The organism is Streptomyces sp. NPDC050508 (assembly GCF_040655155.1).
Classification (GTDB): domain Bacteria; phylum Actinomycetota; class Actinomycetes; order Streptomycetales; family Streptomycetaceae; genus Streptomyces.
In genome coordinates, this window is sequence record NZ_JBFAJJ010000028.1 from 69,787 (window position 1) to 93,232 (window position 23,446).

The window sequence follows — 23,446 nt, forward strand, 5'->3', positions numbered from 1 at the left end:
TATTCCCGGTGACCCGGATCGCGCTGCCGGTCGGCGAGAAGTGAGAAGGGGGCCCGCAATGACGTGGTCGGCCGCCCGCCGCGCGGGAACTCCCCGGTGAGCCGCGTCCGCACCGCCTGGCAGCGCCTCGGACTCGCCGAACTCAACCGGCGCGGGCGGGAGTTGGAGCTGCTGCACCGGGCGATGGGGTTCGCCACACTCGCCCTGGTCACCCTCGCACCCCTGCTGATCGTGGTGGCCGCGGCCGATCCGCTGGGGCACGGCGGGTTCGCGCTGTGGCTGGTGGACGGCATGGATCTGTCGGGACGGTCCGCCCGCGCGCTCACCAATGTCTTCACCCCGCCCCGCAAGGTGATCGGCGCCACCAGCGCGTGGAGCGTGGCCCTGCTCGCGCTGTTCGGACTGTCCTTCGCGTCGAGCGTGCAGAGCGGTTACGAGCACGTGTGGCGTCCGACCGGCACCCCGTGGCATCGCATCTGGCGACAACTGATCTGGCTGGTCATGCTGATGGGCTACCTGTACGCCCAGGTGCAGACCCGCAGCGTCCTTGAGGGCACGCCCCGCATCCTGCTCAGCATGACGGCCGGCCTGCTGTTCTTCTGGTGGGGCCCGCACTTCCTGCTCAGCCGCCAGGTCCATTGGCGGTATCTGCTCCCGGGCGCGCTCGCCACGATGGCGGGCCTGGTCGGCCTGCGCTGGTTCTCGTACCTGGTGTTCACCCCACTCCTGGTCACCAACGCGGTCAGCTACGGCCCGGTCGGCACCGTCCTGGTGGTGGAGTCCTGGCTCGTCGGCGTGGGGTTCGTGCTCTACGGCGGCGCACTGGTGGGCCGGCTGCTGTGCGAGCGGTTCGGGGACCCCGACGCGTCGCTCCGCACGGAGCCGGAAGAACCGGACGCGGTGGACGCGGTGGACGCAGTGCAGGAGGAAGCGCCGACGCGCTCCGAACAGGACACGGTCTGAGGCCTCGCCCACCAGCCCAGCGGCAGCCGAACAGAACCGCCCGCCCGGAAGGAGGACGTCCCCCTCCACCCGCGGCTCACGGCTCGCGCGGGCGGAGGGGAGTTCGGCTCAGCCGTCGAGTCGTACGACCCGGACGGCTCCGGCGGGGACCGCGAGGCCGCTCGCGGCACGTTCACCGGTCAGCAGCTCGGTACCGCCGGCGCCCAGCGGCACCTTGACGTCCGAGGCGCTGTGGTTGATCGCGAAGAGGAAGCTGCCGAACTCGCCTTCCCGGCGCACGACTTCGACGTCGTACGGCAGGTCGGCGCGCGGGGCGATCCGGGCGTCCTCGGTCGCCCAGCCGAGCACGGCGTCCAGGCCGTGGGCGTCGAGACGGGTCGACACGTACCAGGCGGTGCCCTCGCCGAGGCGGTTCCGGGTGACGGCCGGGTGGTCGGCGGTGAGGCCTTCGGCGTACGTCCACACGGTCTCGGCGCCGTTCGGGACGACGAACTCGGTCCATACGTCGCCGGTGAGTTCGGAGCCGTCGGCGCCGGTGATGCGCACCCGCTCGCCCGCCAGGAGGGGCGAGAACTCCTCGACCGTCAGGCCGAGTACGTCCCGCAGCGCGCCGGGATACGCGCCCTCGTGGACGGCGTCGTGCTCGTCGACGATGCCGGAGAAGTAGGAGACGACGAGGGTGCCGCCGTTCTCGACGTACCGCTGGAGATTGCGGCCGGCCGCCTCCGTCATCAGGTACAGCGCCGGTACGACGACAAGGGGATAGGCCGACAAGTCGGCTTCAGGGTGGGCGAAGTCGACCGTGAGGTGGCGGTCGTAGAGGGCCTCGTAGAAGGCGTCGGCGCGCTCGCGGGCGTCGTGGTCCTCGCTGGGGCGCCACGCCAGTTTCTGCGCCCACCACGACTGCCAGTCCCATAGGACGGCCACGTCGGCCTGCGTGCGCGTGCCGCGTATCTGGCCCAACTCCTCGACGGACGCGCCGAGTTCGACAACCTCGCGCCAGACGCGGGTCTCCGTACCGCCGTGCGGGAGCATCGCGGAGTGGAACTTCTCGGCGCCGCGCCGGGACTGGCGCCACTGGAAGAACATCGCGCCGTCCGAGCCGCGGGCCACGTGGGAGAGGGCGTTGCGGGCCATCTGGCCGGGGGCCTTGGCGGGGTTGCGGGGCTGCCAGTTGACGCCCGAGGTGGAGTGTTCTAGGAGCAGCCAGGGGGCGCCGCCCGCGACGGAGCGGGTGAGGTCGGCGGCCATCGCGAGGTTGACGTGGGTGCGGCGGCCGTCGGTGATCAGGTAGTGGTCGTTGGTGACGAGGTCGACCTCGCGGCCCCAGGCCCAGTAGTCGACGGACTCGCACTGGCTGAGGGCGGCCATGAAGTTGGTGGTGACCGGGATGCCGGGCGCGAGGCGGTGCAGGATGTCCCGTTCCATCACGAAGTTCTCGCGCATCGTGGCGTCGGCGAACCGCGAATAGTCCAGCGCCTGGGCCGGGTTGACGGCGGTCGGGGTGAGGCGCGGCGGGTTGATCTGGCCGAGGTCCGCGTAGCGCTGGCCCCAAAAGGCGGTGCCCCAGGCCTCGTTGACGCCGTCGACGGTCTCGTACGTCGCGGTCAGCCAGCGGCGGAAGTGGGCGGCGCAGGAGTCGCAGTAGCAGGCGGAGACGGGGACGCCGTACTCGTTGAAGACGTGCCACAGCGCGAGGGCCGGGTGGTTGCCGTAGCGCTGGGCGAGCCGGGTGGTGATGTTCGCGGCGGCGGCGCGGTAGTCGGCGTTGCTGTGGCAGATCGCGCCGCGTGAGCCGAACTCGTAGCGGGTGCCGTCGGCGGTGACGGGCAGGGCCTCGGGGTGGGCGCGGTAGAACCAGGCGGGCGGGGCGACCGTGGGTGTCCCGAGGTCGACGCGGATGCCGTTCTCGTGCAGCAGGTCGATGATCCGGTCCAGCCAGCCGAAGTCGTACACACCCTGCTCGGGCTCCAGCAGCGCCCAGGAGAAGATCCCGACGCTCACCATGGTGACGCCGGCCTCGCGCATCAGCCGGACGTCCTCCTGCCAGACACTCTCGGGCCACTGCTCGGGGTTGTAGTCCCCACCGAAGGCGAGCCTGGTGAGGCCCTTAGGGGTGGTCTCCGGCATGGATCTCTCCCGTAGTCGATCATTTGGGAACGTGCACACAGCATGCCCGAGGGCGCGACCCCAACATAACCGCACGCCCGTGACCGGTGACAAGTGTCTCTGATGTTTCTCTGCTGTGAACGCTCCCAGCGCGGTGCTTCTGGCCCCGGCCCCCGGAGCCGTAGAGTCGTGACCATGAGCAATACGGGGGGTCGGCGCAGGCCGCCGACGATCCATGACGTGGCGCGCGAGGCGGGCGTCTCGCGGGGCACGGTGTCGCGGGTCCTCAACGGCGGGCACTATGTGAGCCCGGCCGCGCAGGAGGCCGTCAACGCGGCCATCCGCAGGACGGGTTACGTCGTGAACCGGCACGCCCGGTCGCTGATCACCGGGCGCTCGGACTCGGTCGGCTTCCTGCTGACGGAACCGCAGGAGAAGTTCTTCGAGGACCCGAACTTCAACATCCTGCTGCGTGGCTGCACTCAGGCGCTGGCCGCGCACGACATCCCGCTACTGCTGATGCTGGCCGGCACCGAGGACGAGCGGCGGCGCATCACGCGGTACATCACCTCCGGGCACGTGGACGGGGTGCTGCTGGTCTCCAGCCACTCCGGGAACCCGGTGGCGGAGGAGCTGAGCGAGGCGGGCGTCCCGCTGGTCGCGTGCGGCAAGCCGATCGGGGTCGGCTCCAAGGTGAGTTACGTCGCGGCCGACGACCGGGACGGCGCCCGGGACATGACCCGGCACCTGCTCTCCCTCGGCCGCCGCCGCATCGGCACGGTCACCGGCCCGCTGGACACCCCGGGCGGTGTCGAGCGCCTGGCCGGCTACAGGGAGGTGCTCGCCGAGGCGGGCGTCGAGGTGGACGAGCGCCTCGTCGTCTCCGGCGACTACAGCCGGCTCAGCGGCGAGAAGGGCGCCGAGCGGCTGCTCGCCCAAGTCCCGGACCTGGACGCCGTGTTCGTCGCCTCCGACCTGATGGCACGGGGCGTACTGACCACGCTGGCACGGGCCGGGCGACGGGTACCGGAGGACGTCTCGGTCGGCGGTTTCGACGACTCCCCCGCCGCGCTCGCGTCGAGCCCCGAACTCACCACGATGCGGCAGCCGTTCGACCGGATCAGCGCGGAGATGGTGCGGGTGCTGCTGGCGCAGATCGGGGGCGAGGACACGGCGGCGGTGATTCTGCCCACGGAGTTGGTGAAGCGGGAGTCGACGTGAACGGGACGGCTGTCGCGGGGAGTTGAGGTAACAGCGCGGTGAGCGCCCGGAGTTGAGGGGCGAGCTGCGGGCTCGCCCCCCAACGTCACCGTCAGGTGGACGGGTTGACGATCACCTCGGCCGTGTTGTTCTCGGTGTTCGAGTCGAAGGCGAGGGGCGTGCCGTTGTAGGCCAGGGTCGTGACTCGGCCCGTCGCGTCGGGGACGACCCGGTCGATGCGCAGCTGGAACGGGAAGCTGACGTCCAGGTCGGGCTTGGCCCATGTCGGCAGGGTGCACGCGTAGTGGCCGATGGTCGGGTCCTCGCCGGAGGTCCAGGCGTTGTGGCAGGTCTTGGGCACGGACGTGGCGGTGGTGCCCTCCGGGAGGTGGAAGTCGAGCGTGGTGATCGGATCGCCGGCGCTGACGTCACCGGCCCAGGCGGGCCCGTGGTTGACGAAGCGGAAGCCAGAGGTCACGGTGTCACCGGCCGCGCCGCTCGCCTCGGTGCCGTAGACGGCGAAGTCGGCGGTGTTGTCGGCGTTGATGTGCCAGGAGCGGCTGTTGTCGGAGGTGTCGAGGTCAGTGGCGTCACCTAGGGGCTCGACGTCGTAGTCGAACCGGTCGTACAACGCGCGTTCGGTGACGGCGAGTTGCAGCGGCTCCGGCAGCTCGACGGTGGCGCCGGGGGCGACATCGGTGTCGAAGGAGCAGGTCACGACCGTGTCGCCACTGCCGTTGACGTCCGGCCCCGTGTAGGTGCACTGCGGGTAGCGGGTGGTGACGTCGAGGCCGTACGTCGCCCACATGTCCACGCTGAAGCCGTGGGCGGTCTCGTTGCCGGTGTTGGTGATCGCGTACGGCACGGTGAGGCTGGTGCCGGGCGCGACGCCGGTGGCGTCCTGCGGGGCGCTGATCCCGAGGTCGGCGCCGGAGCTCACGGTGACGGTGGTGTCGTCGCTGCGCTGGGCGGCGAGCGTGCCGTCGGGGCCGCCGGTGGCCTCGGCGGAGTACGTGACCGTGCCCTGTGCTCCGATGGCGGCGCCGGCGACGGCCCGCACCTTCAACCGCACCTGCGCGCTGTAGCGGATCGGCACGTCCCCGGTGTCGCACACGGCGACGGTGCCACTGTCGTCCGGCGTGCAGTTGTCGGGCCAGGCCACCTCGGCGACCCCGGCGAGTCCGGAGGCATCGACGGTCAGCCGTCCGTCGGTCACGGTGAAGGCGTCATTGCTGTGCGTCAGCCCCAGCGCCAGCGGCCGGTACTGCGCGACACCACCGTCGGGAGCGACGGTCGCCGCGACGTCGTACGGCGACTGGATCGCCAGCGCATCGGTCTGCGGTACGTCGTCGGCGACCGCCGCCCCACTCCCGAGCCCGGCGACGACCAACGCCCCCACGGCTCCGACACATGCCCCGCGACGCAGCACACGTCCGACGGAGACAGAACTCATGAAATCCCCCAGCTGGGACAGAGAAACCCCGGCAAGTGACCAGCACCGGGCGGGAGTTGGACGGTGGGCTGGGGTGGAAGGTTGTAGGTGGGGGGCGTGGGGCGGGTGGTTCTTACCGTTTTCTTGATCGGTACCGCCGAGCCGACGCCCACCTCGCCAGGTGCCACCACGTGCCGTCCCGTGCCAACCGATCAGGATTGAAGAAGCCCCCGCGCCTCCCCCGCCCTAGCCTGAATTCACCGACGAAATCCGTCGGACCACGCACGGAGGAGCTCGCCATGACCGACGGACTGAACACGATCATCTACCCCGTCAAGGATCTCGACGCCGCGAAGGCCCTGTTCGGCGCACTGCTGGGGGTCGAGCCGTACGCGGACGAGCCGTACTACGTCGGCTACAAGGCCGCCGGGCAGGACGTGGGCCTCGACCCCAACGGGCACTCCAGGGGCATGACCGGACCGGTGCCGTACTGGACCGTGGACGACATCCGGACACGGCTCGCGGCCATGGTGGAGGCGGGCGCCGAGCTGGTCCAGGACGTCCAGGACGTCGGCGGCGGCAAGCTGATCGCCTTCGTGAAGGACGCGGACGGGAACTTCGTCGGGCTCACCCAGAATCCGGCCGCCTGACGCCGATGCCGGGCCGGCCGCGCTACTTGCACGTGCACTAGTTGCGCACTCAATAAATGGCCGGATCGGTGTTACCGTGCGGGTATGGCAGTGAAGTCGGCCGGTGCCCGGCAGCTAGAAGAACAGTGGCGGGACATCTTGTCCGTGCACGCGCGCACGATGTGCGAGATCGACCGCGTACTGCATCCGCACGGCCTGGGCGCGAGCGACTTCGAGGTCCTCGACATGCTCGCGTCCGAGTCGCCCGAGGAGGGCGACCAGTGCCGGGTGCAGAACCTGGTCGGACGGGTCCATCTCAGCCAGAGCGCGCTGTCCCGTCTCATCGGACGACTGGAGAAGGACGGCCTCGTGGAACGTTCGGTCTGCGTGGAGGACCGACGCGGGGTGTGGGTGGCACTGACCAGGAAGGGTCGCGACCTGCACGCGGAGGTGCTGCCGCTGCAACGGGGCGTCCTGGCGCGGATGTTGGACGACGCCCAGCCGAGCCCGCACCGTTAACGCAGGGTCGCGACACCGGCCAGGAAGATGTCGACGCCGGCGAGGAACTGAGCGCGGTCGTCGTGCTCACGCAGTCTCGTCGCCGCCTCGTGGACGTACGGATACCGGTCGGGGTCCAGTTGCGCCCATTGCGCGGCGACGGTGTCCAGGAAGGCCGCTCGGTCCATGTCGCCGGCGGCACGGCGCCGGGCGTTCGCGGCGTTCTGCCCGGCGACGCCGAGGACGTAGTTCACCAGCGTGCCGGCCGCGTCGAAGCGTGCTCGCTCGGGGACGGCGAGCGCGTCCAGCAGCCTGCCGATGCTTTCGTAGAACTCCAGCATCGCGGGCCGCCACGGTTCCCGGGAGAGTTCGGCACCGACCCAGGGGTGCGCGTCGATCGCGTCGAACAGGCCCAGTGCGACACGACGCAGGGCTTCCCGCGGGTCCGCGTCCCCGTCCATGACCACGTCGGTCAGGACGCGAGCGATGATGTCGTCGGTGGCCGCCGCGAGCAGGTCGCCCTTGTCCGCGACGTGGTGGTAGATCGCTCCGTAGCCGGTGCTCAGGCGCACGGTGAGCGCGCGCAGCGTCAGCGCGCTCTCGCCTCCGCCGTCCAGAAGGTCGGTCGCGGCCTCGATGATCACTTCCCTGGACAGGCCGTCCGTGCGCCTCGGGGCCCGTGAAGTTCCTTTCGCAGTTCCCTTCGCAGTCGTCTTCGCAGTTCTCTTCGCCATGGTCCTCAGTGTCGCATGAATGGATCGCCGATCCAAAGCGGTGTTAGCTTGTTGGAGTGACGATCCAACGCGGATGCGTCGGCGATCCGCCGGGGATCCGTCGCGGATTCGGGGAGCTTGTGAGGGAAACCATGACGACACCGGTCACGATCATCGGAGCAGGTCTGGGCGGTCTGGTGCTGGCCCGCGTGCTGCACCTGCACGGCATCCCGGCCACGGTCCACGAGGCGGAGCCCTCACCGGCCGCACGTCACCAGGGCGGTCTGCTCGACATACATCCCGAGAACGGTCAGCCCGCGCTGGCGGCCGCGGGTCTGACCGAGGAGTTCCGCAAGCTCGTCCTCCCCGGCCGCGAGTCCTACCGGGTCCTGGACCGGACGGGAGCCGTGCTGCTCGACCTGCCCGACGACGGCACCGGCCGGCGCCCCGAGGTTCCGCGCGGCGCGCTGCGACAGCTGCTGCTCGACGCGCTTCCGGCCGGCACCGTCCGCTGGCGCCGCAAGGCCACCGGCGTGCGGGCCCTCGGCGAGGGCCGTCACGAGGTCGGCTTCGACGACGGCACCTCCGTCGTCACGAGCCTGCTCGTCGGAGCCGACGGAGCGTGGTCGCGGGTGCGCCCGGTGCTCTCCGGGGCCACGCCTGAGTACTTCGGCGTCTGCAGCGTGGAGACGTTCCTGTTCGACGGCGACACGCGCCATCCCGCCGCGGCGGAAGCGGTCGGCGCCGGATCACTGTTCGCGCTCGCGCCGGGCAGGGGACTGCTGGCCCATCGGGAGGGTGCCGGAACCCTGCACACCTACGCGCAGTTGAGGAAGCCGCAGGACTGGCTCGCCGACCTCGACACCACCGATGCCGCCGCACTGACCGCGCAGGTCGCGAAGGAGTACGACGGCTGGGCCCCTGAACTCACCGCCCTGATCACCGACAGCGACACCCCGCCGGTCCTGCGCCGCATCTTCACGCTGCCGGCCGGGCACCGCTGGGACCACAGGCCGGGGGTGACCCTGCTCGGCGACGCGGCCCACCTCAGGGCGCCGAACGGCGAGGGTGCCAACCTCGCCATGCAGGACGGCGCCGAGCTCGGCCTGGCCCTCGCCGCGCACCCGGACGACGTGGAGGCCACCCTCGCCGAGCACGAGCAGAGCATGTTCGCCCGCGCCGCCGCCGTAGAAGCGAACGACGACGACATGTACACGGTCATGATCGACGACGACGCACCGCACAGCATGCTCGCCCTGATGACCAGGACCTGGCGCGCCGAGTCACCCCCGGCACCCGGTCACCTCCGGACCCGCCTCACACCACGAACTCGGCCCCGTCCATGAGCACTTCGACCCCCGCCGCACTCACCTGCGCCCGCGCCGCCGACCTCGGGTCGAGCAGGGGGTTCGTGTTGTTGAGGTGGGTGTAGATCCGGCGGACTCCGGGGTGGCGGGCGAGGGCGGTCAGGCTGCCGCGGTGGCCCGAGACGGGCAGGTGACCCATGGACCGTCGGCGGGCGCCGACGCGTGCCGTCGTACCCATCTCGTCGGCGGTGAAGAACGTGCCGTCCAGCACGGCGCAGTCCGCCGCCGTCAGCAGGTCGTCGAGGGTGTCCGTCCAGGCGGCTACGCGTGGTGCGTAGACGAGTGCCCCGCCGGTCGCCAGGTCCTCGATGCGGTACGCCGTCACCCAGCGCTCGTCCGGCGGGCTGGGCAGCACGTACGTCGGGGGCTTGGCGCCCATCGGGTGAGCCGTGACGACGAGGCCTCCGGCCAGTACGAAACCGCCCTCGGCGAGACTGTCGGACCAGTCCCAGGGAGCGTAGTGGTCGAGGACTGCACGGGCCGGGGTGAGTGCGGCAAGGACGGGCCGCGGGGCGTACACCTTGAGGCCCGTCGCCTCGCGCAGCACGGTCAGGCCTGCCACATGGTGGGGCTCGGCGTCGGTGAGGAGCACGCCGCGCAGCGGGGAGTCGCGCGGGCCGGGGCCCGGCCGGAGTGCGGCGGTGGCGGTGAGTTGCGTGCGGATGTCGGGTGAGGCGTTGAGGAGCCACCAGTCGCGCGCGTTGCCGGTGACGGCCACGCTCTCCTGCGTACGCGAGGGAAGTTTCCCGTCGCAGGCGGCGGCGCACAGTGCGCAGGCACAGTTCCACTGCGGGAAACCGCCACCGGAGGCGGTACCGAGCAGGACGACCCTCACGACGATCGCGCCCCCTCTTGCAGAATCAGCGATTCTCCCCGAGGGATCTTTCCTCCAAAACAGGCCGGACTACCCCACCACAGGGGGCAGTTCCGGCCGATCTCCCCCGCTCACTCCCCTCACCCTCCGGCTAACGCAACAGATCCCGTACCGCCGCGAACGCCGCCTCCACCGTCGCGGGATCGGCACCCGGGCGGGCCAGCGCGCTCATGGGGATGGGGGTGACGGAGGGCAGGCCGTCGTACGGGGTCAGGCCGTCCGGAGGCGAACCGACCGCCGCGAGCAGCGCGACGCCCTGTCCCGTGCGGGCGATGTCGAGGACCCCGGCGAGGTAGCCGGCGTCGCCGACGACCGCGGCCGGTACTCCGTGTGCGGCGAGGGTGGAGATGGCGCGGCGACGGATCGCGCACGGGTCCTCGATGGCGACCAGCGGGACGGGCGCGGGTGCGGCCGGTGGCTGCCAGCCGGGTGTGGCGTGCCAGGTGAGCGGGAGGCCGCCGACCGGTGTGCCCTCGGTGGCGGCGGCCTCGGTGACGTACACCGCGACGTCGACGCTGCCGCGTTCCACGGCCTCGACGAGGCGGGCCGAGCGGTCGATGCGGAAGCGGACCCGGCAACCCGGCCGCACCTCCTGGACAGCGGCGGTCAGCCGTGGCAGGAACTGGTCGGCCGCGTGTTCGGTGGAGCCGATGGTGACGGTGTCGCCGTCCACGTCGAGCAGAGTGCGTACGGCCTCGTCGTGCACGGCGAGGATGCGGCGGGCCTGTTCGAGGAGCAGCCGCCCCTCGGGTGTGAACCGGGTGCCACGCCCCTCCCGCTCGACGATCGGCCGGCCCAGCGTCTTCTCCAGCCTGCGCACGTGCTGGCTGACCGCGGACTGGCTCAGGGCGAGGGCCCGCGCCGCGCGGTGGAAGCCGCCGCAGTCGGCGATCGCGGTCAGGCTGCGCAGGGCCACGATGTCGAGGACAGGTTGGGGCATGCCGGTGACGGTAGCTGTTTCGGGCATCGATCGCGATAACTGATCGATTTCGATGCGGAATCATCGTTGGACGCGATCGGTCGTGGCCGGTCATGATGGGCGCATGCTGCACACGACCGCTTCTGCTGCCCTTCTGACGCAGCGCCGAGTCATCGACTTCGGCGTGGCGTGCAGCGCGCGCTGTCGTTGACCCACCGCCTCTCCGCGGCACCCCTCCCGAGTTCTCGCTGATCACGTCCGCCCTGCGCACTGACACGTGACGGCGGCTCCGGCCTGCGCTCTTCCTCCCCCTTGCTCAATTCCCCTCCCCTTTCCCCTCGTTGGGAGTTGTCACCCCATGCCCTCTTCCGCTCTCTCCTCCTGGGACGAACCCGAAGGCCTCGCCGCGCGCGGCACGTTGATCGTGCTGGCCGGGCGGGGCGAACACGGCGGTGTCTACGAGCGGTTCGGCCGCCGGCTCGGCTACGACGCCTACCGCGTCCGCGCCCTCGGCGACCCGACCACCGACCCCGCCGTACTGGAGCAGGCCGCCAAGCTGCTCGCCGACGAGTCGCTGCCCGGCCCGAAGGTGCTGGTCGGTTCCGACACGGGCGCGCTCTATGCCCTTCAGCTCGCCGCGGAGCAGACCGCGGGCGTCGACGCGCTGATCCTGGCCGGGCTGCCCACCGGCGCCTGGACAGCGGGCAGTTGGGAGGAAGAGGTCGCGGCGCGCACCGCCTGCCCGACCCATCAGGGGCGGCTCACCAACGACCCCGAATTCCGGCGCGGTGCCATCGACGACACCCCCGAGCTACCCGAACCGCGCCTGGACCTGGTGCGCGTCCCGGTCCTGGCCCTGCACGGGAAGGACGACACGATCAGCCCGCTCGACCGGGCGCTGAGCGTCTACGACGGTCACCCGGCCGTGCACACCGTGGTCTTCCACGGCGGCCGGCACGACGTCCTCAACGACGCGCTGCACCGCACCGCCGCCGCCACGGTCGTCCTGTTCCTCGAACGGCTCCGGCTGGCCCCCGAGGTCCGCGAGACCGGCGAGGCCCGTGAACTTCCTTTGATCGCCGAGGAGTTGACATGAGCAGCCACGTGACGACCACGGTCGCCGAGCTGGCCGAACTCCTCGGCTCCGAGCAGCCGCCCGTGCTGCTGGACGTCCGCTGGGCCCTGGGCGATCCGTACGGCCGCGACCACTACGCGGACGGTCACATCCCGGGCGCGGTCTACGTCGACCTCGACACCGAGCTGGCCGCGCCACCGAGCCCCGAGGGCGGCCGGCATCCGCTCCCCGACCTCACCGAACTGCAGGAATCCGCCCGCCGTTGGGGCATCGCCGACGGCCGATCCGTCGTCGTCTACGACGACCTGGGCAACACGGCCGCCGCACGGGCCTGGTGGCTGCTGCGGTATGCGGGAGTCACCGAAGTGACCCTGCTGGACGGGGCGTTGGGCGCCTGGCGTACGGCGGGGTTGCCGTTGGAGTCCGGGGTTCCCGCTGATCCGACGCCGGGTGACATCGCACTCCGCGCGGGTGCACTGCGGATCACTGATGCCGACGGGGCCTCCGAACTCGCCGTGTCGGGGCTGCTGTTGGACGCCCGCGCCGGTGAGCGTTACCGGGGTGAGGTCGAGCCGGTGGACCCGCGCGCGGGGCACATCCCGGGGGCCGTGTCCGCGCCGACCGGGGAGAACCTGGCGACGGACGGGACCTTCCTGGCACCGGAGTTGCTGCGCAAGCGGTTCGAGGAGCGGGGGGCCGGGGACGCGGCGCGCATCGGCGTGTACTGCGGGTCCGGGGTCACCGCCGCCCATCAGATCGCGGCGCTGGAGATCGCCGGGTTCGAGGCGACCCTCTTCCCCGGTTCCTGGTCCGCCTGGTCCGCCGATCCCGCGCGCCCGGCCGCCAAGGGAGACCGGCCATGACGACGAAGCCACTTGACGCGGCGGTACTGCCGCAGCAGAAGGAAGTCGTGCCCGCGCCGTCCACCCGGGTCACCATCCGCGGCACCGCGAAGGTCAACCGCCGTTTCACCGTGCCCCGTTCGGTGCGACGGGCCGCCGGACCGGTCGGCCTCGTGCTGCTCTGGTTCCTGACCTCCGCCACCGGCGTGCTCCCCGAGTCCGTGCTGGCCTCCCCCGTGGACGTCCTGCGTCAGGCGGTGGACCTGACGAAGAACGGCGAACTGCCGCACGCCATCGCCGCGTCGGGCCGCCGTGCCGCCATCGGGTTCCTCATCGGCGCGACCGTCGCACTGACCCTGTCGCTGCTGGCGGGGCTGTTCCGGCTCGGTGAGGACGTCATCGACTCATCGATGGGCATGTTCCGGGCGATCCCCTGGGTGGGTCTGATCCCGCTGTTCATCGTCTGGTTCGGCATCGAGGAGACCCCGAAGATCGCGCTCGTGGCGCTCGGGGTGACGTATCCGCTGTACTTCAACATCTACGGCGGTATCCGCTCGACCGACGCCCAACTCGTCGAGGCCGCACGGATGATGGGGCTCGGCCGGTTCGGGCTGATCAAGTACGTGATCCTGCCGAGCGCGCTGCCCGGGGCACTCGTGGGCCTGCGGTACGCGCTGTCCACCGCGTGGCTGGCGCTGGTCTTCGCCGAGCAGGTCAACGCGGACGCGGGGCTCGGCTATCTGATGAGCAACGCCCAGCAGTACTTCCGTACGGACGTCATCGTGCTGTGCCTCGTCGTGTACGCGCTGCTCGGGCTGGCCTGCGACTTCGCCGTACGGATCCTGTCGCGCCGCCTGCTGACCTGGCGGGCCAACTTCGAGGGTGAGGCGTAGACATGGCCAACTCCGTTGAGATTCGGGGGCTTTCGCGGGCCTTCGACGGCAACACCGTCCTGCACGACCTCGATCTGGACATCCGTGAGGGCGAGTTCGTGGCCCTGCTCGGGCACAGCGGCTGCGGCAAGTCGACGCTGCTGCGGATTCTCGCCGGGCTGGACGACGAGATCGGCGGGGAGGTGACCGTGCCCGCGAGGCGCAGCGCTGCCTTCCAATCGCCGCGGCTGCTGCCCTGGTTGAAGGTGTGGCGCAATGTCGTGCTCGGGCTGCCCGGCCGCCCGGACCGGGACCTTGCTCTCAAGGCCCTCGACGAGGTCGGCATCGCGGAGCGCGCGACCGTATGGCCGAAGACGCTGTCCGGCGGTCAGGCCCAGCGCGTGTCGCTCGCCCGTGCCCTGGTCCGTGAGCCCGAACTCCTGTTGCTGGACGAGCCGTTCGGCGCGCTGGACGCGCTGACCCGGGGCAAGGTGCAGGCGCTCGTCGCCGAGCTGTGGCGACTGCACGGGTGCGCGATCCTCCTGGTCACCCATGACGTGGAGGAGGCGCTGCTGCTCGCCGACCGGGTCCTGGTGATGGACGAGGGCCGTATCGCCCACGAGGTGACCGTCGACCTGCCCCGCCCCCGTGATCTGACCGCCCCCGAGTTCGTGACCCTGCGCGCCCGCCTCCTGAACTGGCTCGGCGTGACCCGCACCCTGGAAGGAACCCCCTCGTGATCCGCAGAATCGCCGCCGCCACCCTGAGCCTGGCCTCCCTGCTGGCGTTGAGCGCCTGCGGCGCCGACTCCTCGGCGGACACCTCGGCCGGCGGCCAGGTCACCCTCACCATCGGCGACCAGGCCAAGACCCTCCAGACAATCATCGCCGCCTCGGACGCGCTCAAGGGCGCCAAGTACAAGGTGAAATGGGCCGAGTTCCAGGGCGCGGCCCCGCTCTACCAGGCCGTGCAGGCGGACGCCGCCGACACCGGGTACTCGGCCGACCTGCCCGCGCTCCAGGCGCTCAGCGGTGGCGTCAAGATCAAGAACGTCGCCGCCCTCAAGAACGACGGCACGCATGTCGGAATCGTCGTCCGCAAGGACTCCGGCATCGACAGCGTGAAGGACCTCAAGGGCCAGAAGGTCGTGGTGTCCTCGGCGAAGGGCAGCATCTCGGAGTACCTGCTCGCCAACGTCCTCAAGCAGAACGGGCTCAGCTACAAGGACGTCAAGGTGCAGTACCTGCTGCCGACCGACGCGCAGGCCGCCTTCGCCTCCGGGAAGGTCAAGATCTGGGCCACCTTCGGCGTCTATCAGGCCGTCGGTCTGGAACAGGGCGGCAAGCTCCTCGTCGACGGCGCGGACGGCCGGGTCAGCGGCTACGGCTTCATCAACGCCTCCGAGAAGGCCCTCGCCAACTCGGCGAAGAAGACCGCCCTTTCCGACTTCCTCCAGCGTCTGAGCACGGCGCTGAAGTGGACCAGCACCCACCAGGACGCGTACGCGAAGGCCATCGAGCAGCGCAACGGCGCCGACGCCACGGTCGCGAAGACTCTCGCCTCCGCCGCGTACAGCCAGGTGCTGCCGATCACCTCGGACGTCAACACGACCGTCCAGCAGGTCGCCGACCTCATGAACAGCATCGGGGTTCTCGACCCGAACGTCGACGTGGCCAAGTCCGCCGACACCACGCTGCTCAAGTGACCACGGACACCTCCACTGCTCAAGTGACCTTCCCGTCTTAGGAGTTCGCTCATGCCTGTCGAGTTCATCAGCGCGGTCCACACCGACTCCGGGGCCTCGGGTCCCGCCGCGTCGAGCCGTACCGGCTTCGACGTCGACCATCTGCGCAAGTACGCCCGCGCGTTGGACGACGGCGGCTTCGACCACACCTTGGTCGCCTATCACTCGGCTTCGCCCGACGCCTTCCAGGTCGCCCAGTTCGTCGCCACCCACACCGAGCGCATCCGCCCGATCCTCGCGCACCGGCCCGGCGTCATCTTCCCGACGCACGCCGCGCGCGCCCTGGCCACGCTGGACCAGATCAGCAACGGCCGGCTGACGCTGCACATCATCTCCGGCGGCAGCGACGAGGAGCAGCGCCGGGAGGGTGACTACCTCAACAAGGCGGAACGGTACGAGCGTTCGGACGAATACATCCAGATCCTGCGGAAGGTGTGGCAGGCCGAGGGACCCGTCTCGCACGAGGGCAAGCACTTCCGGTTCGAGGGCTACTACTCCGACGTGAAGCCGGTGAACGGCCTCGTCCCGATCTCCGTCGGCGGCTCCTCGCAGGACGCGTACCGGGTGGGCGGTCAGCAGGGCGACATCTTCGGGCTGTGGGGCGAACCGTTGAAGGAGACGGCGGAGCAGATCGCCTCCGTCAACGCGGTCGCGGATGCCGCCGGGCGCCCGCATCCCCGTATCTGGGTGTCCTTCCGCCCGATCATCGCGCCCACCGAGGAACTGGCCTGGGAGAAGGCGCACCGCACCCTCGGCGTCCTCAAGGACCAGGCGAAGAACACCGAGTTGCTGCGCCACTACCGCACCACCGGCCGCCCGGCGAACGTCGGCTCGCAGCGCCTGCTCGACATCGCCGAGCGCGGCGAGGTCCAGGACCGCTGCCTGTGGACCGCCCCCGCTGTCGCCACGAATGCCGCGGGCGCGTCAACTGCCCTTGTGGGCACGCCCGAGACCGTCGCCCAGGCGCTGCTCGACTACGTCGACATCGGCTGCGACCTGCTGTCGATCCGCGGCTACGACCCGCTCAACGACGCGATCGACTACGCCCGGCACGTCCTGCCGCTGGTTCGCCAGGAACTCGCGCACCGCGCGACGACCTCACAGGCCGCCTGACCCGTCCGTCCTTCGTCTGATTGCGAACCCCCTTATGGAGAGCCCGTGTTGTTCCGCCATTCCCTGCGCGCGTCCGCCGCCGCCCTCGCCCTGCTCCTGCCGTTCGCCGCGGCCTGCGGAGGCAGCGCGACGGCCGACACCTCGTCCGACATCTCCTCCGTCACGCTGCGGGTCGGCGACACCGGCTGGAAGGTTGACGAGGCCGTCCTGAAGTACGCCCATCTCGACGACACCCCGTACAAGGTGAAGTGGAACCTGTTCCAGGGCGGTGACCAGCAACTCCAGGCGATCCGCGCCGGAGCCCTCGACCTGGCCTCCTCCAGCGAGATCCCGCCCCTCTTCGCCGCCGCCGACGGCAGTCCCAACTTCAAGGTCGTCGCCGTGCAACGCGGCACCACCCTCAACCAGGAGGTCGTGGTCCCCAAGGGCTCGAAGGTGACCGACATCGCCGGCCTGAAGGGCAAGAAGGTCGGCTACGTCCAGAACACCACCGCCCACTACTTCCTGTACGAGCTGCTGAAGCGGGCCGGCCTCAAGTGGTCGGACATCGACGCCAAGCCGCTGCTCCCCAACGACGGCCTCGCGGCCCTGAACGGCGGCTCCATCGACGCCTTCGCCTCCTACGGCACGTCGATCATCACGGCCCACCAGCAGGGCGCGACGACGGTCGGCTCCGGCGCGGACATCCTGTCCGGCAACTTCCTCTGGTCGGCGCGCGACAACGTCCTGAAGAGCCCCGCCCAGCGGGCCGCCGCAGCAGACCTGATCGCCCGGATCACCAAGGCGTACGCCTATGTCCGTGACGGTCACGTGGACGGCTTCGCGAAGGTCACCGCCGACGCCACCCACCAGCCGGTGGCGCAGGCCAAGTCGGACCTGGTCGCCGCGCAGAAGCAGCGCCCGACACAGGCCCGCACGGTCGGCGACGACACGATCGCCTCGCAGCAGAAGGTGGCCGACGCCTTCACCGAGCTCGGCGCGCTCAAGAAGCACTTGGACGTGAAGTCCTTCTGGACCACCGCACTCAACTCCGACCTGAAGAAGGCCCTGTGACCGCCCGCATCGCCGAACTGGCCGCCGGCTACGACCAGTCGGGCGCCTTCCCCGCCGACTCCCTCCGCATCGCCCACGAGGCCGGGCTGCTCACCGCGACCATCGGCGAGTCCTACGGCGGCCGGGGTGCCCGGGTCGAGGAGAGCGCGCGCATCCTCCACCGGATCGGGCAGGGTGACCCGTCCGTCGCCCTGATCGCCGCGATGACCCTGAACACGCACGCCCGGCAGGCCGTACAGCCGCACTGGCCCGAGGAGCTGTACGCGCGGATCGTCAAGGAGTCCTTCGAGCGGCCGGTGCTCGTCAACCACGCCCGTGTGGAGCCCGAGTTGGGCTCCCCCGCCCGCGGCGGCCTCCCCTCCACCCTCGCCCGGCGCACCCCGACCGGCTGGTCGCTGAGCGGCACCAAACGCTTCGTGACCGGCGCGGAAGGCCTGGACTGGTTCCTGGTGTGGGCCACCACCGACGAACCGGAGCCGCGGGTCGGCACCTTCCTGGTGCCCGGCGGCTCCCCCGGTATCGAGATCACCGGCCGCTGGGACCAGTTGGGGCTGCGGGCCAGCGGCAGCCACGACGTGACGTTCCGGGACGTGGAGATCCCGTACGAGCACGTCATCGGCATCGGCCCGTACGGTGCGTCCGCCGAGCAGGACAACCGGGCGGGCGCGGCCCTCCATCTTCCGCTGGCCGCCCTCTACTTGGGGGTGGCGCGGGCCGCGCAGTCCTTCTTCCACACGTTCGCCCACGCGCGCGTGCCCGCCAACCTCGGTCATCCGGTGGCCCGTACGGAACGCTTCCGCAGGGCCGCCGGGGAGATCGAAGTGCTGCTCGCCGCCGCCGAGCACCTGGTGTTCGACGGCGCCGCCCGGGTGGACTCCGGCGACTCCTCGTACGCCCCCGAACAGGCCCTCGGGGCACGGGTGTTGGCCGACCGGCACGGCGTGCGGGCGGTGGAGCTCGCCGTACGGCTGCTCGGCAATCCCGGGCTCGCCCGCGGCAACCCGCTGGAGCGGCACTTCCGGGACATCCAGTGCGCGCCCGTGCACGCGCCCCAGGAGGACATCTCCCTGCTCGCGATCGGAACGAAGGCGTTGAACCCGTGACCACAGCTCCCCCCACCACCCCCACCGCCGCCGCCCGGCTGCTCGGTCTGCTCGCCCGGGATCTGCCACCCGACCAACTGGCCACGGACCCGCGCACGTTGGCCGCACATGCCACGGACCGTTCGGACACCCGGCCGGACGGTGTCCCGCTCGCCGTGGTGCACGCGCGGCGCACCGAGGACGTGACCGTCACGCTCCGGCACGCGAACGCGCTGCGTGTGCCGGTGGTGCCGCGCGGTGCGGGCACCGGTCTGTCGGGCGGGGCGTCGGCCGGTGAGGGCGTGCTCGTCCTCGACCTGTCCGGGATGAATCGCATCCTCGAACTGTCGGCCGACGACCAGCTCGCGGTGGTCGAACCGGGCGTGATCACCGCCGAGTTGGACCGGGCGGCGGGTGAGCACGGTCTGCGGTACGCACCCGATCCGGCGAGTGCGGCGATCTCGACGATCGGCGGGAACATCGCGACCAACGCCGGCGGGCTGCGGTGCGCGAAGTACGGGGTGACGCGGGACAGCGTGCTCGGCCTGGAGGCCGTCCTCGCCGACGGGACGGTGGTCACGACCGGCCGCCGTACCGTCAAGGGGGTCACCGGCTACGACCTCACCGCGCTGCTGACCGGCTCCGAGGGCACTCTCGCCGTCATCACGTCGGCGACGCTGCGGCTGCGCCCGGTGCCGGTGGCGACCACCACGCTGGCCGCCTACTTCGACTCGTTCGAGGCGGCGGCCGAGGCGTCGTACGCGATCGGGCGGGCCAGGGTCGTACCGGCGCTCGCGGAGCTGCTCGACGGGCCGGTGCTGCGTGCCGTCGATCCGGCACTGGGCGAGCGCGGGGCGGCGCTGCTGCTGGTGCAGTGCGACGGGACGGGGGCGGCGGTCGAGGCGGAGCAGGTCGCGCGGGTGCTGACGCCGACCGCGACGACGGTGGAGACCACCGCGGACCCGGTCGAGGCGGAGGCCCTGCTCGCGGCCCGCCGGCTCGCCCTGCCCGCGCTGGAGCGGCTGGGCCGGCCGCTGATCGAGGACATCGCCGTGCCCCGCTCCCGGCTCGCTGAGGCGGCCCGCGAGATCCGCGCCATCTCGGCCCGCCACGACGTGCCGGTCTACACGCTCGCGCACGCCGCGGACGGGAACCTCCATCCGATCATCGTGGTCGACCCCGCCCTGGACCGGCTGCCGGACGCGGCCTGGGAGGCGGCCGGCGAGATCTTCGCGTTGGCGCTGCGGCTCGGCGGGACGCTGACCGGCGAGCACGGTGTGGGGGTGCTGAAGCGGCAGTGGGTGGCGGACGAACTCGGGCCCACGGCCCACGCGTTGCAGCGGCGGCTGAAGGAGGCGTTCGATCCCCGGGGCATCCTCAACCCCGGCAAGACCCTCTGAGGCCCCCGGTTCGGACACCGCCAAGCGGGTGGGGGCGAAGGAACCGGGGGTGGTGTGGAAGCACGTGCGAGCGGCGTGTGCCTCGACCGCCGTCCGAAGTCATCAATCGTCGTGGCCGATGCCGGGTAGCTGTACGCACGGAATGTGACGGGAGGCAGGCGTTCCGTCACCCGCGTACAGGAGAGAAGGCACCATGTCGGTCGACACCGGTAACGAGCCCGAGGCGGGCGCCGAGGAGTGGGAACAGCAGAGCCTCGGTACCGCCGCGGCACGCACTCTGGCGACCACGACCAAGTCCGAGCCCCAGATGCAGGGGATCAGTTCCCGGTGGCTGACCCGCATGCTGCCCTGGGTGAACGTGCCCGGCGGCACCTATCGTGCCAACCGCCGCCTGACGTACACGTGGGGCGACGGGCGGGTGACGTTCGTCCAGACCGGCGCGCAAGTCCGGGTCGTTCCGGCCGAGTTGAGCGAACTCCCGCTGCTGCGCGGCTTCTCGGACACCGACGCGCTCGGCGCGCTCGCCGAGCGGTTCCAGCAACGGGAGTACGCAGCGGGGCAGTTGATCGTGGAGGCGGGCCACCCCGCCGACCAGGTGGTCCTCATCGCGCACGGCAAGGTGGAGCAGCTCGGGGAGGGTCCCTACGGTGACGAGGCGGTCGTCGGTCTGCTGGCCGACGGCGACACCTTCGGCGGCCAGGTGCTCGCCGGCCCGGACGGAACCTGGGAGTTCACGGCCCGCGCGGCGACGGCCACCACGGTGCTGACGCTGCCGCACACGGCGTACCAGGCCGTCACAGATCGGCACGCGGGCCTGCGCGCGCACGTAGAGGCGCTCGGCTCGGACGAACCCGGCCCGGCCAACCCGTTCGGCGAGGCGGCGATCGCTCTCAGCGCCGGGCATGTGGGCGAGCCCGATCTGCCGGCCACGTTCGTGGACTACGACCTCGCCCCGCGCGAGTACGAACTCAGCGTCGCGCAGACCGTGTTGAAGGTGCACAGTCGCGTCACCGACCTCTACAACCAGCCGATGAACCAGACCCAGCAGCAACTCCGGCTGACCATTGAGGCGTTGCGCGAGCGGCAGGAGAACGAGCTGGTCAACAACCGGGACTTCGGGCTGCTGCACAACGCCGACTACGACCAGCGGATCTCCACCCATTCGGGGCCGCCGACCCCCGACGACCTGGACGAGCTGCTGAGCATGCGGCGCGACACCCGCTTCCTGTTCGCCCATCCGCGGGCCATCGCCGCGTTCGGCCGGGAGTGCAACAAACGGGGCGTCTATTTCAGCGGCGTCGACGTCGGCGGTCATCATCTGCCCGCGTGGCGCGGGGTGCCGCTGCTGCCGTGCGGCAAGATCCCGGTCAGCGCGTCCCGTACGTCGTCGATCATCGCGATGCGCACCGGCGAGGACGACCAGGGCGTGATCGGCCTCTACCAGACGGGCCTCCCGGAGGAGGTCGAACCGGGCCTCAACGCACGCTTCATGGGCATCAACGAACAGGCGATCATCTCGTACCTGGTCAGCACCTACTTCTCGGCGGCGGTCCTGGTGCCGGACGCGCTCGGCATCCTGGAGAACGTCGAGGTCTCCCGCCGGGACGGCAACTGACCGAGGAGAGCGCCTAGTTCAGGAACGCGTCCAGTCGTGCCTCGTCCGGCGCGGTCGCCGGGCCCGGTGCGGTGACGGCCAGGGCTGCGCCCGCGTTGGCCCGGTGAGCGGCGGCCACCGGGTCCGTCCCCCGAGCCAGGGCGGCCATGAAGACACCGGTGTGGGCGTCGCCCGCGCCGTTGAGGTCGACGGCGTCCACGGCGAAGCCGGGGACCGTGACGAGTCGGCCACCGTGGTGCAGGAGACAGCCGTCGGGGCCGGTACGGACCAGCACCGAGCCGCGCCTCAGGCGGGATTGCAGGGCGCGGGCGGCCTCGGCCGGGTCGTCGATGCCCGTGAGCAGCGTGGCCTCGCGGGCGTTGCAGCTCCACCAGTCGGAGCGGGTGAGGAACAACTGCAGGGCGGTGACGGGGATTTCGCCGACCAGCGGGCCGGGGTCGGTGACCAGCGTGACGGCCGGGTCCAGCCGGGGCAGGAGGTCGAGCAGGGCGGCCCGGTTGCTGTCATGCAGCAGGCCGTACCCGGTGACGTACACCAAGTCGCCCGCCCCGGGCCGGAGTTCGGCGAGGTCGGTGGCGGTCAGGGTGGCCTCGGCGCCGGGGCTGGTGACGAAGGTGCGCTCACCGTCCGCGTCGACCAGACAGACCACGAAGCCGGTGTCCTCTGAAGTCCGCGGTGCGAGCAGGACGTCGATGCCCTCGGTGTGCAGCGCGGCGCGCGCCCGGTCGCCGAAGGGGCCGGTGCCGTGCGCTCCGGCGTAGGTCACCGGGAGTCCCTGGCGGGCGGCGGCGGCCATGACGTTGAAGCCGCCGCCCGGGGTGCGCTCGGTGCGGGTGGCGAGGACGTCGCCGCCGCGCTCGGGGAGGGCGGGGATCTCCAGGACCAGGTCGACGACGACGTTGCCGAGGTGCCACAGCCTGCTGCTCACGGTCGTACCCGGAGTCCGAGCAGTGCGGCGGCCGTCGCGTCCAGGCCGAGCTTCGGGTTGACGCGTACGAGCGTCTCCCGCGCGTCGGCCGGAAAGGCGTCCACACCGTGGCAGGCGCCGCCGACGGCCCCGGCGATCGCCGCGATGGTGTCGCAGTCACCGCCGACGGACGCGGCGAGCAGCGCGGCCCGCCACGGGTCGTCCGGGCAGGCGGCCAGTACGGCGAAGGCGGCGGGCACCGACTCCTGCGTGGCGAGACTCGTCCCGACCAAGGCGTAGACCCGCTCGGGGACTTGGGCCTCGGTGAGGCCCCGCACCAGCCCGGTCGCCCATACGATCCGTTCGGCGACGTCGGCGGCGGCCACCCAGTGCCCGCGTCCCGCCGCCAACCGGGCGGCCGACACGGCCACTTCGACAGCCTCGGGAACCGACGCCCCGTCAAGTCCCGCGCTCACAGCGGCTGCCACGGCCGCGGCACCGGCCAGCGCGACTCCGGTGTTGTGAGTCAGGCTGCTGGCCTCCACCACCCGGTCCACCAACTCGGCCGGGTCCTCGGCGGACACCGCGATGCCCACCGGAGCGATCCGCATCGCCGCGCCGTTGGTGGTGCCGTAGCGCCCGACCTCGTCGACCGGGGTACCCGCGAGGACGAGTTCCACCGCGCGTTTGGTGGACGGCCCGAGGAGGTCGAGCGAGCCTCGGGCTCGCATGTCGTCCTCCCAGGCGACCAGGCGCCGGGCGAGTTCCGCCGAGTCGACACGTCCCTTGCCGTCGAGCAGCAACTCGGCCAGGAGCAGGGCCTGTTCGGTGTCGTCGGTGACGGCACCGGCCGGCATACCGGCGGCGAGCGGATGGTCGGGGTCGGCCGGGTGGAAGCCGGTGAGGACCGGGCCGTAGCGTGCGGTGATCTGTGGGCGGGACAGCATCTGGGTGGGCATGCCGAGGGCGTCTCCGAGGGCGAGCCCGTAGAGGGCTCCGGTGGCGCGGCTCTGGAGGGTCATGGGTACTTTCCGGGGCA

At 71.2% G+C, this 23,446-nt stretch carries 22 protein-coding genes; 15 read left to right on the top strand and 7 right to left on the bottom strand.

Annotated features, from left to right (window positions below; translation table 11 throughout):
* Window positions 1-96 precede the first annotated feature (96 nt).
* Complete coding sequence (locus AB0I69_RS44905) at window positions 97-963, top strand: ribonuclease BN (RefSeq protein ID WP_363101617.1); 867 nt, start codon at window positions 97-99, stop codon at window positions 961-963.
* A gap of 108 nt (window positions 964-1,071) precedes the next feature.
* Here AB0I69_RS44905 and AB0I69_RS44910 read toward each other — a convergent pair whose 3' ends face one another.
* Window positions 1,072-3,093 carry a beta-galactosidase gene (locus tag AB0I69_RS44910; protein WP_363101618.1) on the bottom strand — a complete coding sequence of 674 codons (2,022 nt, stop codon included), beginning with the start codon at window positions 3,091-3,093 and terminating at the stop codon, window positions 1,072-1,074.
* 168 nt (window positions 3,094-3,261) lie between these two features.
* On the opposite strand from AB0I69_RS44910, the gene AB0I69_RS44915 reads away from it, so the two are divergent.
* Window positions 3,262-4,293 (top strand): LacI family DNA-binding transcriptional regulator, encoded by a 1,032-nt coding sequence (locus tag AB0I69_RS44915; protein WP_363101619.1) that lies wholly within the window; start codon window positions 3,262-3,264, stop codon window positions 4,291-4,293.
* A 91-nt stretch (window positions 4,294-4,384) separates the two neighbouring features.
* Here the strand turns inward: AB0I69_RS44915 and AB0I69_RS44920 are convergent, their stop codons facing one another.
* Window positions 4,385-5,725, bottom strand: coding sequence for a hypothetical protein (locus AB0I69_RS44920; protein ID WP_363101620.1), 1,341 nt, complete (start codon window positions 5,723-5,725; stop codon window positions 4,385-4,387).
* Between the two features lie 278 nt (window positions 5,726-6,003).
* On the opposite strand from AB0I69_RS44920, the gene AB0I69_RS44925 reads away from it, so the two are divergent.
* Entirely contained in the window at window positions 6,004-6,354 is a 351-nt protein-coding gene (locus AB0I69_RS44925; protein WP_033278601.1) for a VOC family protein, read from the top strand.
* An 84-nt stretch (window positions 6,355-6,438) separates the two neighbouring features.
* Entirely contained in the window at window positions 6,439-6,852 is a 414-nt protein-coding gene (locus tag AB0I69_RS44930) for a MarR family transcriptional regulator (protein ID WP_363101621.1), read from the top strand.
* Here AB0I69_RS44930 and AB0I69_RS44935 read toward each other — a convergent pair.
* The gene (locus AB0I69_RS44935; protein ID WP_363101622.1) at window positions 6,849-7,565 is read right to left on the bottom strand and encodes a TetR/AcrR family transcriptional regulator C-terminal domain-containing protein; all 717 of its coding nucleotides are present in this window, start codon (window positions 7,563-7,565) and stop codon (window positions 6,849-6,851) included. The genes AB0I69_RS44930 and AB0I69_RS44935 overlap by 4 nt on opposite strands.
* Before the next feature lie 131 nt (window positions 7,566-7,696).
* On the opposite strand from AB0I69_RS44935, the gene AB0I69_RS44940 reads away from it, so the two are divergent.
* Window positions 7,697-8,890, top strand: a complete 1,194-nt coding sequence (locus AB0I69_RS44940) for an NAD(P)/FAD-dependent oxidoreductase (RefSeq protein WP_363101623.1) — start codon at window positions 7,697-7,699, stop codon at window positions 8,888-8,890.
* Here AB0I69_RS44940 and pqqB read toward each other — a convergent pair.
* Together pqqB and AB0I69_RS44950 are read right to left on the bottom strand one after the other, a co-directional pair.
* The gene (pqqB, locus tag AB0I69_RS44945; protein WP_363101624.1) at window positions 8,862-9,746 is read right to left on the bottom strand and encodes a pyrroloquinoline quinone biosynthesis protein PqqB; all 885 of its coding nucleotides are present in this window, start codon (window positions 9,744-9,746) and stop codon (window positions 8,862-8,864) included. The genes AB0I69_RS44940 and pqqB overlap by 29 nt on opposite strands.
* A gap of 130 nt (window positions 9,747-9,876) precedes the next feature.
* Window positions 9,877-10,725: a LysR family transcriptional regulator gene (locus AB0I69_RS44950; RefSeq protein ID WP_363101625.1), complete on the bottom strand. Its 849-nt coding sequence runs from the start codon at window positions 10,723-10,725 to the stop codon at window positions 9,877-9,879.
* A 337-nt stretch (window positions 10,726-11,062) separates the two neighbouring features.
* On the opposite strand from AB0I69_RS44950, the gene AB0I69_RS44955 reads away from it, so the two are divergent.
* From AB0I69_RS44955 to AB0I69_RS45000, 10 genes are all read left to right on the top strand, one after another.
* A complete protein-coding gene (locus AB0I69_RS44955) occupies window positions 11,063-11,800 on the top strand; it encodes a lysophospholipase (protein WP_363101626.1) in 738 nt (245 codons plus the stop codon).
* On the top strand, window positions 11,797-12,642 hold the full coding sequence (locus AB0I69_RS44960) for a sulfurtransferase (protein WP_363101627.1): 846 nt from the start codon (window positions 11,797-11,799) through the stop codon (window positions 12,640-12,642). The genes AB0I69_RS44955 and AB0I69_RS44960 overlap by 4 nt, the downstream gene beginning before the upstream one ends.
* Window positions 12,639-13,514 carry an ABC transporter permease gene (locus tag AB0I69_RS44965; RefSeq protein ID WP_363101628.1) on the top strand — a complete coding sequence of 292 codons (876 nt, stop codon included), beginning with the start codon at window positions 12,639-12,641 and terminating at the stop codon, window positions 13,512-13,514. The genes AB0I69_RS44960 and AB0I69_RS44965 overlap by 4 nt, the downstream gene beginning before the upstream one ends.
* A 2-nt stretch (window positions 13,515-13,516) precedes the next feature.
* Window positions 13,517-14,233: an ABC transporter ATP-binding protein gene (locus AB0I69_RS44970; RefSeq protein ID WP_363101629.1), complete on the top strand. Its 717-nt coding sequence runs from the start codon at window positions 13,517-13,519 to the stop codon at window positions 14,231-14,233.
* A complete protein-coding gene (locus AB0I69_RS44975) occupies window positions 14,230-15,198 on the top strand; it encodes an ABC transporter substrate-binding protein (RefSeq protein ID WP_363101630.1) in 969 nt (322 codons plus the stop codon). Before AB0I69_RS44970 ends, AB0I69_RS44975 begins: the two co-directional genes overlap by 4 nt.
* A 51-nt stretch (window positions 15,199-15,249) precedes the next feature.
* A complete protein-coding gene (locus AB0I69_RS44980) occupies window positions 15,250-16,350 on the top strand; it encodes an LLM class flavin-dependent oxidoreductase (protein WP_363101631.1) in 1,101 nt (366 codons plus the stop codon).
* 45 nt (window positions 16,351-16,395) lie between these two features.
* Window positions 16,396-17,403: an ABC transporter substrate-binding protein gene (locus AB0I69_RS44985; RefSeq protein WP_363101632.1), complete on the top strand. Its 1,008-nt coding sequence runs from the start codon at window positions 16,396-16,398 to the stop codon at window positions 17,401-17,403.
* On the top strand, window positions 17,400-18,506 hold the full coding sequence (locus AB0I69_RS44990) for an acyl-CoA dehydrogenase family protein (protein WP_363101633.1): 1,107 nt from the start codon (window positions 17,400-17,402) through the stop codon (window positions 18,504-18,506). Before AB0I69_RS44985 ends, AB0I69_RS44990 begins: the two co-directional genes overlap by 4 nt.
* Window positions 18,503-19,885: an FAD-linked oxidase C-terminal domain-containing protein gene (locus AB0I69_RS44995; protein WP_363101634.1), complete on the top strand. Its 1,383-nt coding sequence runs from the start codon at window positions 18,503-18,505 to the stop codon at window positions 19,883-19,885. The genes AB0I69_RS44990 and AB0I69_RS44995 overlap by 4 nt, the downstream gene beginning before the upstream one ends.
* Window positions 19,886-20,078: 193 nt before the next feature.
* Entirely contained in the window at window positions 20,079-21,500 is a 1,422-nt protein-coding gene (locus AB0I69_RS45000; protein WP_363101635.1) for a family 2B encapsulin nanocompartment shell protein, read from the top strand.
* A gap of 13 nt (window positions 21,501-21,513) precedes the next feature.
* On the opposite strand, the gene AB0I69_RS45005 is transcribed toward AB0I69_RS45000, so the two are convergent.
* Window positions 21,514-22,428: a PfkB family carbohydrate kinase gene (locus AB0I69_RS45005; protein WP_363101636.1), complete on the bottom strand. Its 915-nt coding sequence runs from the start codon at window positions 22,426-22,428 to the stop codon at window positions 21,514-21,516.
* The gene (locus AB0I69_RS45010; RefSeq protein ID WP_363101637.1) at window positions 22,425-23,429 is read right to left on the bottom strand and encodes an ADP-ribosylglycohydrolase family protein; all 1,005 of its coding nucleotides are present in this window, start codon (window positions 23,427-23,429) and stop codon (window positions 22,425-22,427) included. Before AB0I69_RS45010 ends, AB0I69_RS45005 begins: the two co-directional genes overlap by 4 nt.
* Window positions 23,430-23,446: the final 17 nt, after the last annotated feature.